Raw genomic sequence first — 12,010 nt, forward strand, 5'->3', positions numbered from 1 at the left:
AAGCTTAGGAATAGGAGTGCTGTCGCTCTCCCCCTGGTTTATTGCTGCTTGCACGTTTGCGATATCCTGCAAATACGACACCAGCAGTAACGAGAACGATAAATAAAATTCTCAGTGCCGGATGCTCAGTGAAGAAAGGTACAAGACGCTGCTCCTCTGTGATCATGTTTGAAGCCGTATACCCCAGCACGATAGCTCCAAGATAAATGATCCAAGGGAAACGGTTAATTAATTTGATAAACAACGTACTGCCCCACACAATAATAGGTACACTGATCAGCAGTCCGAGTATAACAAGTACCAAGTGCTGCTGTGCTGCACCAGCAACGGCGATGACGTTATCTAGCCCCATGGCAGCGTCTGCGATGACAATCGTACGCACGGCTGCCCAGAGAGAACTGCCAGCCTTGATATCCGAATGCTCTTCCCCTTGATCTGCCAATAGCTTGTACGCAATCCAGATCAGGAGTAATCCCCCAACAAGAAGCAGCCAAGGCACTTTAAGCAGCCAGAGCACAATCACGGTGGCTACAATGCGAATCAAAAGTGCACCGCCTGTTCCGTACAGAATCGCCCTTTTCTGCACAGAAGGGTGCAAATTTCGAGCCGCGAGACCAATCACGATGGCATTATCGCCAGCCAGAATTAGATCAATAAATACAACGTTCAACAACGCTAGCCAAAAAGCGGGGCTAAACAGCTCCATACGATGTCACTCCTTCTATATATCGAAACCTGAGAAAGCTTGTTCAACGTTTAAGAATAGCATGGACAACTTTGACATACAAGTTAGAGTGGGGGGATGAGAAGCATGGATACGCTATGGCTGTTGACCGAAATATTAATGATCAATCTGGTTCTGAGTGGAGATAATGCGGTTGTTATTGCACTTGCAAGCAAGGATTTGCCGGCGAGACAGCGCAAGCAGGCGGTATGGTGGGGGGCTTTCGGCGCTGTTGTTTTGCGTTGTTTGTTAACCTTTGCAGCCGTGCTGCTGCTGGGTATTCCTTTTATTCAGGCGGCTGGTGGTCTGTTATTGCTCTGGATTGCTGTCAAGCTGCTGCTTCAGAATGAAGATGAAGTACATATTCGTAAGGCGTCCACGACCTGGAAAGCGATCCAAACCATTTTGATTGCTGACTTTGTCATGAGTCTGGATAATGTTCTCGCGATTGCTGCTCTGGCGGATGGGGACTTGGCGCTCACGGTCATCGGGATTGCCATAAGTATTCCGATTGTGGTGTGGGGCAGCGGATTAATTGTCGGATTATTGAAGCGATTTCCGATTCTGGTGTTTGCCGGTTCAGGTATTCTGGCCTTCACAGCAGGTGAGATGGTGATGAATGACCCGAAGCTGGGACAGTGGCTTGGTGGCTTGGCAGCTGAGGCACATACACTGCTGCCTGTTGCTATGGCTTGTCTTGTAATAGCGGTGGGAGGAGCGCACAAGTTCGTTCGTCGAAACGTGTAAATTGATTTGAACAAATGGAAATGTAAATTTTTCTGGCTGACTGCCCTTTGAGGGCAGTTTTTTGCTGTATTTATTTGATCTGGAGGTATGGGCGAACTTGAATAAGTCATAGAGCGATCAGTTTAGGGTAATACAGGATAATGGAGAGAGGAGTAGTACGACATAAAGTGTAGTTTTTTGCATACACATCGGCTACACTAGAAGAAGGCTGGGGGACAGTCAGTCATCATGGAATGCTTATAGTTTAGCTTACGGGTACATAGCCAAATGTTATAAGAGGTGATTGTAGATGAGGATGAGAAATGAAAAAGCAATTGGGATATTTATTGTAGTTGCGGGTTTAATTATTTTACTTGGCAAACTTGGTGTGTTTGGCTTTATTGGACGGCACTTCTGGCCTTTGCTCATCTTGTTGCCTGGTATTGCTCTTCATGCACTATATTATGCAAGGCTTACGCCATCATGGTCACTCGTTCCAGCAGGTACGTTAACCGTTTATGGTCTGTTGTTCGGAATCACGAATACATGGGGCAGCGGATTGATGAGCAATCTTTGGCCTGCATTTTTGCTTGGGATTGCCGTTGGTTTGATTGAATATGCACTGGCTGATCACCGAAGACCTGCAATGGTACTTCCGGTTGCATTGGGCGTAGGCATCCTTTCAATTATTTTTTTCGGATTTACACTGCTTCACACCGGTATTATCTACGTTCTGGCAGTACTTTTGATTGTAGGCGGGATGTGGTTGCTGTTTGGCCGAGGACGTCAAGGGAGAGGTTGGTAGCATTCCCAGCGGTCTTCGAGCGAAATATCTTGATTTTTACCTATGATCAACTATAATATAAGGGATATAGGCATGCGTCGGGATATCACCGACGCTTATTTTGGGTGAGTAACCTGCGAATTTGCGGGAAGTTTAGTAGATAAGAATTGAAATTGGAAAGGATATGGATACAAACCATGCATTCAAGAGAACACATTCGCAATATTGCGATTATTGCCCACGTCGACCACGGGAAAACAACGCTCGTCGACAAGTTGCTCCAGCAATCCGGTACTTTCCGTGATCACGAAACGGTACAGGAGCGCGCAATGGACTCCAACGATTTGGAGCGTGAACGCGGTATTACGATTCTGGCCAAAAACACAGCTATTACCTATAAAGATTACCTGATCAATATTGTGGATACACCAGGACACGCCGACTTCGGTGGTGAAGTGGAACGTATCATGAAAATGGTTGACGGCGTATTGCTCGTTGTTGATGCTTACGAAGGATGTATGCCGCAAACGAAATTCGTATTGCGTAAAGCACTGGAGCACAACCTGACACCTATCGTTGTAGTAAACAAAATTGACCGTCCAGCGGCTCGTCCGACTGAGGTAATTGATGAAGTATTGGACCTGTTCATTGAACTGGGTGCCAATGATCAACAACTTGAATTCCCTGTTGTGTATGCTTCCGCATTGAACGGAACATCCAGCATGGACAATGATCCTGCTAAACAGGATGACAACATGATGGCGATCTACGATACGATCGTTAGTCATATCCCTCACCCAACAGAGAATGTTGAAGAGCCGCTTCAATTCCTCGTAACTTTGATGGACTACAATGAATACCTTGGCCGTATTGCCATTGGTCGTGTTAACCGCGGTGTGATCCGTCAAGGACAATCCGTTACGGTTATTATGCGTGATGGTAAGAGCAAAACTGCACGTATCGAAAAACTGTTTGGTTTCCAAGGTCTCAAACGTGTTGAGACAGAAGAAGCAGGAGCAGGCGACATCGTTGCTATTGCAGGGATCAAGGACATCAACATTGGTGAAACCATCGCTGATCCTAACAACCCAGAAGCATTGCCGGTTCTGAAAATTGATGAGCCTACGCTGCAAATGACGTTCCTCGTGAACAACAGTCCATTCGCAGGTCGTGAAGGTAAATGGGTAACTTCCCGTAAACTGCGCGAACGTTTGTTCAAAGAGTTGGAAACAGACGTATCACTTCGTGTAGAAGAAACAGACAGCCCAGATGCATTTATCGTTTCCGGACGTGGTGAGCTTCACCTGGGTATTCTCATCGAGAACATGCGTCGTGAAGGCTACGAGCTGCAAGTATCCAAACCGGAAGTTATCGTTAAAGAAATTGACGGTAAGAAAACGGAGCCTATTGAGCGCTTGTTGATTGATATCCCTGAAGAGAGCATGGGTTCCGTAATGGAGAGCCTGGGCGCACGTAAAGCAGAGATGGTTAACATGATCAACACAGGTAGTGGACAAGTTCGTCTGGAGTTCCTGATTCCAGCACGTGGTTTGATCGGATATAGCACAAACTTCCTGACATTGACTCGTGGTTACGGTGTTATGAACCATGCATTTGACAGCTATGCTCCACTGGTATCTGGTCAAGTGGGTGGACGTCACCAAGGCGTACTGATCTCAACTGAAAATGGTACGTCTACGTTCTATGGAATGATGGGCGTTGAGGATCGCGGTACTCTCTTCTTGGAGCCAGGTACTGAAATCTACGAAGGTATGATTGTTGGTGAACATACACGTGACAATGATATCGTTGTTAACATCTGCAAAGAAAAACAACTGACTAACGTTCGTTCTTCAGGTAAAGATGATACGGTTAAAATTAAAACTCCGATTATCTTCTCGTTGGAACAGGCGCTTGAATATCTGAATGAAGATGAATATTGTGAGATTACACCGAAATCTATTCGTCTTCGTAAGAAGATCCTGAACAAATCCGAGCGTGAACGTGCAGAGAAACAACGTAAAATGGCTGCAAAATAACGCCTAACTACAACTAAAAATAAATGACATAAGTTAGCGTTTGATGGAACATATATACACCATCGACGTCGATTACAACCCGCTAAAGTAGTGGAGGATACGGAATCGATTCTGTAGGAGCGAAGCGTTCGCCTTTATCCCCGGATTTTACCATTGAGAAATGGATCAAAAAAATCTGGGGATAACAGCGACCGAAAGAACGATCCGAATCCGAAACGGTCACATGCAGAGTTTTGTAATTAATATTGTTGGCAGGGTTCCATCAACCAGTTAACTTATATCTAGCATGAACACGAAAGGAGCTGGCTGTGCATGCAAGCATGGTTCGCATCACACCCGATCGTAGCCTACATCGTCATCTTTGTATTGATTACTTACGTATATAACAAGGTGTTTCGGGTACGTCAGAAATTACCGCTTGGTAAGGAAATCGTTCTCTATATATTGATGGCGATGGGCACATTCATGCTTCTTGTTTTTCAAATCGACAAGCTGCCAATTATTCAATGTTTGCTGGTGGCGGTTGGTTTGATGCTGTTAGTGCGAGTGCGCTATTTTATTGAAGGTCGTCAAAAGAAAAAAGCGGAAGCTGCCGCTCGAAATTCATAAATTCTGTATAGTATAGACCATCCGTTTTCCTTAGGGAAAGCGGTTGTCTTATATATAGGCCAAAAACAGATGTGATAAAGGTGTTGAAGATATGAACTCGAATTCTAACGGATTGCCTCCACGGAGACAGGCACCGACTCAATCCGGCGCTTCTGGATCGAAGAACGGCAAAGGCAAGCAACCAAAGAAGAAGAAACGGATGCGAACCTTTGGCAGATTGGTTTTAAGTATATTGGCTATTGCGATTGTAGTAGGTGGTGGATATCTCTATTGGATATATAATCAGGTAGCTGATACGGGCATTGATAAGCCGGTACCGCCAGGAATGTCAGCCAAAACCAAACCCATTACGATGTTGCTGCTAGGTACGGATAACCGTCCCGAAACAGGTACGTATCTCTCGGATGTGGTTATGGTAGCTTCTCTAAATCCGGAGACCAAGACGGCAACCATTGTATCTTTACCTCGGGACACACGTATTCAGCTGGATGGATATAAGGCGAATAAATTGAATTCTTATTATCCTAAATTTAAAGCGCAAGAAAAAACCTCCGGCAAAAATGCAGAGGATCAAATGAAAGAAATGATGAGCAAATATCTGAATGTGGATATCAATTATACGACGGTACTGAATTTTCAAGCGTTCCGGGATGCGGTTAATGCTGTAGGTGGCGTGGATGTGACAGTGGATAAAAACATGTGTTACAAAGATACGGCCGATGGCACGGATATTAACCTGGTGGCTGGTGCACAACATTTGGATGGCAAAGAAGCCCTTGATTTTGTTCGTTACCGTAAATCGAACTGTAAGCCGAAGACAGATGAATCCAACGATTTTGATCGAAATAAACGTCAGAATCAAGTGTTGAATTCCATGTTGGATCAGTTGAAATCACTGGGAGGAGTAACAAAGATTGGTAAAGTGATTGGCGCTGTTGACGACAACATGACAACAGACGTGGAATCGGAGCAAATGAAGAACTTCATCTCAACCTATTGGAATATTTCCAAATCGGATGTGCATTACACACCTGTAACCGGAGAGTGGAGAAGTCCATATGTATATATCAACGAAACTGAATTGGCTAATGCCAAACAGGCGTTGCAGGATACACTTTCAGGTAAAGTAACAGCATCTCCAACAGCCGAGTAACATTCATTCTTTTGGGATTGGAAGCAAGTTTGGTGGTATGCTATAATAACATCAACAACGAATCAAGAATTGCATAAAGAAGATTAGGGGGCTGGTTGGATGTCCGAAGCCGTCACACAATTGACTGAATCTCTTTTACAGCAATTCAAGAACGAAACCTTTGTGCTCTTGAGCACCGTGGACATTGAATCTGGAGGTCCGACATCAACAGCAATCTCCTGGATTTATGCGGAGAATGCCTCTACCCTTCGTGTGGCGATTGATCATCGTTCACGTCTCGTGAACAATATGATCGAGAATCCGGTCATTACCGTCACCATTTTTGGAGAAGAGATGGTGTATGCGGTAAACGGACGTGCTTCCGTACGACAAAATCCGTTACAGGATGTTCCGTTTAACATGTGCTGTTTCGACATTTCCATTGAAGCGGTGAGGAATGCCCTTTTTTATGGAGCCCAACTGTCCTCTGTGCCTCAATATGTCAAAATATATGATCAGCGTGCTGCTGAGAAATTAGATGAGCAGGTTTTTACTGCAATGAAAAAAGCCTAGTGAGAGATCACTGGGCTTTTTGTTGTCTTTTGTCAGAAGAATGCAGCTGCTGCATTTGTTGTTCACGTTCTACATGTTCATCCGGATTTTGGCGGACTTTGACATCTTTGGGTAGTTGGGGAATGATGCGGCCCACCATATCAGCGAGTTCTGAAGCGAAACCGGATATTGGATGACCTTGACGAATATGTTCACCAATTTCCTTAATGCGTTCGGTGACATCAGCATCTGCGGTAACAATGGAATCCACACCTTCCGGATCTTTGCGGAGGGCTTCGGCTACAGAGTATTTAATTGTACCTACTCGTGCGCGTTCCAGTTCACCGTCAACATCAATGCCAACTACGGCTGTATTGCCAAGAATGACACAGTTGGCATCTTTGACACCTTCCACTTGCTTGGCAAGTGTTTTGAGGTGGGTGACCCTTTTTTCGTTGGGCATCCGATCAGCCTTGGTGTTGTCCATGACGTTTTTCTTATGAACCTCACCTGTATTTTCGGTCAGATGGTCCACAGCAGAAGGGTGCAATCGATCTTCCTGAGTATTGAGCATGTGAGATCCTTTTCGTTGATCTTGCTGAGTTGTAACATTTCCTCCGTAACCTTTGGCATGCTGACCTTGTTGCTGCGAGGCATTACGTGTAGAACTGTTGCAGCCTGTAAGTATAAAGATCAGAAGCAGCGTGCAAACCCAATATTTCATAAATGTTCATCCTTTCCTGGAGTTTTTCAGAATGGTTGACAATTATTTTGTCCTAGTCGAATACATTTATGTATGGGAGCATGATTGTCCATGTCGCTGCTGAAAGATCACACTATCAAATATGAACTCGGGAATGGGAAAAGGGACCGTCCAAACATGATGAAACATCTTGATTTATTCTGGCATTCCCGAGTTCACGTTCTAGCCCATGCCTTTAACGACGCCGCTTTGGAGGGGATTGAATGAAAAAGATTTTTGTATTGGATACGAACGTGCTTCTGCATGACCCCAATGCCATATTTGCCTTTGAGGAACATGAGGTAATCATTCCCGCGGTTGTACTGGAGGAGATCGACTCCAAAAAAAGAAATGCCGATGAAATTGGGCGTAATGCCCGTAATGTATCGAGACTTCTTGATGGGTTGCGTGAATTGGGACATCTGCACAGTGGCGTCCCTTTGGCTAATGGAGGCAATCTGAAAGTGGAACTGAATCACCGCAGTTTTGTGAAAGTACAGGAAATGTTTGGAGAAGTTTCCAACGATAATCGGATTTTGGCTGTCGCGCTGAATTATCAGATTGAGGAAAACGAGAAAGAGGTCGTTGAGCGACAGGTGGTTCTGGTCAGCAAGGATGTGCTTGTTCGTATCAAAGCGGATGTACTCGGTCTTTTCACACAGGATTACTTATCAGATCGAACGGCGGGTCTTAGTGAATTATATCCAGGCTATACTGCCCTCAAGGTTCATCCTTCGGTCATTGATGAGTTTTACACATATCGCTTTCTACCGATCAAACCGTTACAGTTGTCTTATTCGCTTTACCCGAATGAATTTGTAATTCTCAAGGATGAGATGGGAACCAATAAATCTGCTTTGCTCAAAGTAAATACAGAGGGAACGAAGCTGGAACCACTTTTCCTGAGTAATGATAATGTATGGGGCATCAGTGCACGTAACGCGCAACAGCGTATGGCCCTGGAACTGCTGCTCAATGATGACATTCCACTTGTCACGATTACAGGGAAGGCGGGTACGGGGAAAACCTTGTTGGCGCTTGCTGCGGGTTTGCTTAAAGTGGAGGATGATCATAAGTACAAAAAATTATTGATCGCTCGTCCGGTTGTTCCGATGGGTAAAGATATCGGTTATCTCCCTGGAGAGAAAGAAGAAAAACTAAGACCATGGATGCAACCGATTTATGATAACTTGGAATTTTTGTTTGATACCAAAAAAGCAGGCGACATTGATAAAATTTTGATGGGTCTTGGCAGTATTCAGGTTGAGGCACTCACTTATATTCGTGGACGGTCTATACCAGGACAGTTTATCATTATCGATGAAGCGCAGAACTTGTCTCGACATGAAGTAAAGACCATTGTATCGAGGGTGGGCGAAGGCAGTAAGATTATTTTAATGGGTGACCCTGAGCAAATAGACCACCCTTATCTGGATTCAGCAAGTAATGGTTTGACGTATATTGTGGAGCGATTCAAGCAAGAGGGAATCAGCGGACACATTATGCTGGAAAAAGGAGAACGATCCAAGTTGGCTCAGCTTGCAGCGGATTTATTGTAAGGTAACGGGAGTTTATTTCCCGGAAAATGTTTCTATTAAACCGGCTCTTTGGGCCGGTTTTTTTGCTGAAAAAATAAAAATCAGTTATTGCACAGAACTCGATATGCTCGAGGTATGCAAAATATCGGAAAACTGTTTTTTGGCAGGATAGGACAAGAGCACTACTTATTTGTTACAATGAATGTTGCAGGAAAAAATTAGGGAGTAAGGAGGAGGAGTTAATGAAGCGTGGACACCAGGTTATTTTGTTCGCAGTACTGCTGCTTTCGTTAACGATTCTGTCTCCCAGCTTTGATTTTAGAGGTTCACAGCTTAATCAGGAGCGAGACCCGGAAAAAGATGCATTTCCCAATACGTCATCACGCAGCGAGGACCAACATGCCCCGCTAGAGATTGTAGTCTCGATGTCAGAGGCAGACTTTAAATCGTTTAAAAGAATGGCCAATGAAGTAGCGACTTCTCAACATGTGGAAATCAGTCTTCGGAATTTGGAGCCGGATACATATAAGCGAGTGCTCGATAATAAATTTTCGGTAGGGGAGAGCGGCGATATTATTCTTCTGGATAGTGCGGAAGTTCAATATCATGCCAAAAAAGGACATCTGTATCCGTTAAACGGTACAACGCTGTCCAAGTCTTTGGGAGAAACTGTGGTTGGCTTGCGGGAAATGACAGAGTGGAATGGTTACCAATGGGGGATGCCGTTTGATTTTGACGCTTATGTACTCGCCGCTCGCTCCCCATTCCTGGACGAAGCCGGTTTGGCAGGTTTACCCGAAAATAAGGAGCAGTGGGTGAAACTTATACAACAAGCAACGCAAGACGGAACGGATTTATTAAGTATAAACTTAAATGACCTGCACGCGGTAAGTGCGTGGTTGAATCAGTTTGAGCCAGGCATGGCCCCCAACAAAATTAAGAAAGCGCAAACTTCTTCGCAAACGGAGGCGTACCAACAGATCATACAGCTGCTGGATCAGATTCAGTCGCATATTACTGTCAAATCAATAAATCCGACAATCTCTGCTTCTGACAAGCAAACGGGGACTCCTATGGTAGTAACGTTGCTGTCTCGTTTGTTAAGCGGAAATCAAGGCGAGGCAGGCGAACAGGGTTCAACGGAGAGGATATCCCTCAGTGCGTTGGAACCTCTAAGATCAAGAAGCCTTGTTATCGCAGCTGGCTCACTTGAGGCGCAAGAAGCCAGCCGCTGGATTGAAGGTATGACTTCTTCTTCTGTGCAATCAGAGTGGTACCAACAGGCTAACTATTTACCAGCAAAGCAACAGGAGCTAGATCTTGAGTCACAGAAACTAATAACGAAATATGATACGACTGATGTAAAATCCTGGTTTCCAGCAGAATCTTCACAGGCTATAATGACGGAAAGCTTTGTACTCACTTCTGCCTTTCAAAAGAAGATCCAACAACTTCTCGTGGGAGAGATCACAGCTAATCAATACGTCAAAAGCATTATTGCGTTGCAGAGCTCGTCAAAATGAAATGGCGAGCTTTACTTCAAGTATGCCTTCGCTTGTGGATACCTCTGTGGCTTTGACAAACGACAGAATTTTCTGTGGGTAAAATCCGAGATCGAATTCCCGTTCCAGCATACGACGTGTGGTATCGGGCAGTTCTAATTGATTAAACACAAGTTTATCGACATGAAAACGAATAGAATTCTGAGGTTCATTCTCTACTGTATAATGGCCTTCAATGCTTAATTGCAATTGATCGCGCTGCCCAGAAGCAGTAATTCGATCTTTGTAGAACTGAAAGGCGAAGTCTTCAAAGATCGGATTCTGCGAACGTAGAAACGTATTCAGTTCATCTTGTCCAATTCGAATGGTGTACGTTGTTCCAGTAGTGGAGATTCCTCCGTTTTGTTCTTGGATGAATTGTGGCAGGTTCTGCATGGCTGATGCCAATGCTTTGAAATATCGCTTGACCTCGTATATGCCGATGTTCTCCCAATAGATGGTCAACTCATCCATCAGTTTCTGCATGGCCGCAGCATCCCCGCTGGCAGCTACTTTTCCGTCTACTTCTTTCTGCAATGCAAGTACTCGTTCACGTTGATTTTGAAGATTGTTTTTGAGTTCAGACAGTTCTGCAGAGGTCTGGTTAATCTGAGCAGACGTTTGCTGCATGATGCGATATCGATCCTGATACTTGTCCAGAACAGCCTGATCTCTGCCGATAATAATTTGATAGTAATCGTATAGAATGAACAGGTCCTTAATGGATCTTGCTCCTAGTACCGTCATCAAGAGGCTATCACGCTCCCCGGTATAGTAGGATCTTACAACTGCACCCGCACGGTCTTGCTGAGTATGTATTTGTTCTTCCTGTTCCTGAAGCTGAATGGATAACGTCTGACGCTGTTCGTCCAGCTGTTTTTGTCTGGCTGCAATACGTTCGATTTCATGATCGATTTCGACGATGGATAGGCTTTGTTGCAGTATTTCGCGTGTTTCCTCAGATGAAGGCTCACCATAGGCATAAGTCCAAGGTAACTGGATCAAAAATATAATACATACGATGAAGCCAGGAATGCCGTATCGACGTTTCACCCATCATTCTCCTTTCCATATCTACATATAATGCGAACGGGCTTATCTCTTCCAGACAATATATGAAATAGATACGTGAAATATCCGTAGTGGTTACATAACACAAAGAATAGTCATTTAATCTGAAAACGACAAAAAAGCAATCCGACATTAGCCGGATCGCTTTGATGCTGCTGGCGGATTAGAGCGGCAAATCCATTTGGAATACGGTCCAGTAGCTGAACCCTGTGAATGTCACGATCATATAACCCCAGAAGAGCAATATGTACGTACGTTCGGTAAATTTCAAATATCCCAAAATGACAAAAAACGCAGTCTGCAGGAAAAAAAGCAAAGCCATTTCGACCAGGTCTCCCGCAAAAGCCATCAGGCCAATCGCTAGCGTGAAGAACCCGAGTACCCGAAACATGCGCGCCACGGTAAGTCCTCCTCTCCTATGTACGATCATAGATTGTCTACACAACATTATACCGGGAAAGGAAAAAGGTGTAAACAAAATTGGATATGAAAGCGAATTCTTTTTTAACCGAAAATAGTTAAAGTATGGTTTGTTTTGCATATGTAACGTAT

Annotated in this window: 12 protein-coding genes; 8 read left to right on the forward strand and 4 right to left on the reverse strand. The window is 44.4% G+C overall.

The window, feature by feature from the left end; genetic code table 11:
* Positions 1 to 4: 4 nt before the first annotated feature.
* The gene (locus ACFVQB_RS21780) at positions 5 to 706 is read right to left on the reverse strand and encodes a TerC family protein (protein ID WP_379443839.1); all 702 of its coding nucleotides are present in this window, start codon (positions 704 to 706) and stop codon (positions 5 to 7) included.
* A gap of 105 nt (positions 707 to 811) precedes the next feature.
* Between ACFVQB_RS21780 and ACFVQB_RS21785 the strand changes: the two genes are divergently transcribed.
* The 6 genes from ACFVQB_RS21785 (at position 812) to ACFVQB_RS21810 (ending at position 6,587) form a co-directional block, all read left to right on the forward strand.
* On the forward strand, positions 812 to 1,471 hold the full coding sequence (locus ACFVQB_RS21785; RefSeq protein ID WP_379443841.1) for a TerC family protein: 660 nt from the start codon (positions 812 to 814) through the stop codon (positions 1,469 to 1,471).
* Positions 1,472 to 1,760: 289 nt separating this feature from the next.
* Positions 1,761 to 2,255 carry a hypothetical protein gene (locus ACFVQB_RS21790; RefSeq protein ID WP_379443843.1) on the forward strand — a complete coding sequence of 165 codons (495 nt, stop codon included), beginning with the start codon at positions 1,761 to 1,763 and terminating at the stop codon, positions 2,253 to 2,255.
* 176 nt (positions 2,256 to 2,431) lie between these two features.
* The gene (gene typA / locus ACFVQB_RS21795) at positions 2,432 to 4,273 is read left to right on the forward strand and encodes a translational GTPase TypA (protein ID WP_379443845.1); all 1,842 of its coding nucleotides are present in this window, start codon (positions 2,432 to 2,434) and stop codon (positions 4,271 to 4,273) included.
* Positions 4,274 to 4,585: 312 nt separating this feature from the next.
* The gene (locus tag ACFVQB_RS21800; protein ID WP_079349632.1) at positions 4,586 to 4,882 is read left to right on the forward strand and encodes a YlaH-like family protein; all 297 of its coding nucleotides are present in this window, start codon (positions 4,586 to 4,588) and stop codon (positions 4,880 to 4,882) included.
* Positions 4,883 to 4,973: 91 nt separating this feature from the next.
* Entirely contained in the window at positions 4,974 to 6,035 is a 1,062-nt protein-coding gene (locus ACFVQB_RS21805) for an LCP family protein (RefSeq protein WP_379443848.1), read from the forward strand.
* A 99-nt stretch (positions 6,036 to 6,134) separates the two neighbouring features.
* Positions 6,135 to 6,587 (forward strand): pyridoxamine 5'-phosphate oxidase family protein, encoded by a 453-nt coding sequence (locus ACFVQB_RS21810; RefSeq protein ID WP_379443850.1) that lies wholly within the window; start codon positions 6,135 to 6,137, stop codon positions 6,585 to 6,587.
* Positions 6,588 to 6,594: 7 nt separating this feature from the next.
* Here the strand turns inward: ACFVQB_RS21810 and ACFVQB_RS21815 are convergent, their stop codons facing one another.
* Positions 6,595 to 7,290 carry a YhcN/YlaJ family sporulation lipoprotein gene (locus tag ACFVQB_RS21815; RefSeq protein WP_379443853.1) on the reverse strand — a complete coding sequence of 232 codons (696 nt, stop codon included), beginning with the start codon at positions 7,288 to 7,290 and terminating at the stop codon, positions 6,595 to 6,597.
* A 242-nt stretch (positions 7,291 to 7,532) separates the two neighbouring features.
* On the opposite strand from ACFVQB_RS21815, the gene ACFVQB_RS21820 reads away from it, so the two are divergent.
* Together ACFVQB_RS21820 and ACFVQB_RS21825 are read left to right on the forward strand one after the other, a co-directional pair.
* Positions 7,533 to 8,867, forward strand: coding sequence for a PhoH family protein (locus tag ACFVQB_RS21820; protein ID WP_024628438.1), 1,335 nt, complete (start codon positions 7,533 to 7,535; stop codon positions 8,865 to 8,867).
* Between the two features lie 221 nt (positions 8,868 to 9,088).
* Positions 9,089 to 10,369, forward strand: coding sequence for a hypothetical protein (locus ACFVQB_RS21825; RefSeq protein ID WP_379443855.1), 1,281 nt, complete (start codon positions 9,089 to 9,091; stop codon positions 10,367 to 10,369).
* Here ACFVQB_RS21825 and ACFVQB_RS21830 read toward each other — a convergent pair.
* Together ACFVQB_RS21830 and ACFVQB_RS21835 are read right to left on the reverse strand one after the other, a co-directional pair.
* The gene (locus ACFVQB_RS21830) at positions 10,361 to 11,440 is read right to left on the reverse strand and encodes a coiled-coil domain-containing protein (protein ID WP_379443858.1); all 1,080 of its coding nucleotides are present in this window, start codon (positions 11,438 to 11,440) and stop codon (positions 10,361 to 10,363) included. The two genes, ACFVQB_RS21825 and ACFVQB_RS21830, sit on opposite strands and share 9 nt — an antisense overlap.
* Positions 11,441 to 11,621: 181 nt before the next feature.
* Positions 11,622 to 11,858, reverse strand: a complete 237-nt coding sequence (locus ACFVQB_RS21835; protein ID WP_053781237.1) for a DUF2626 domain-containing protein — start codon at positions 11,856 to 11,858, stop codon at positions 11,622 to 11,624.
* Positions 11,859 to 12,010: the final 152 nt, after the last annotated feature.

Source organism: Paenibacillus sp. NPDC057886 (assembly GCF_042796655.1).
GTDB lineage: Bacteria > Bacillota > Bacilli > Paenibacillales > Paenibacillaceae > Paenibacillus.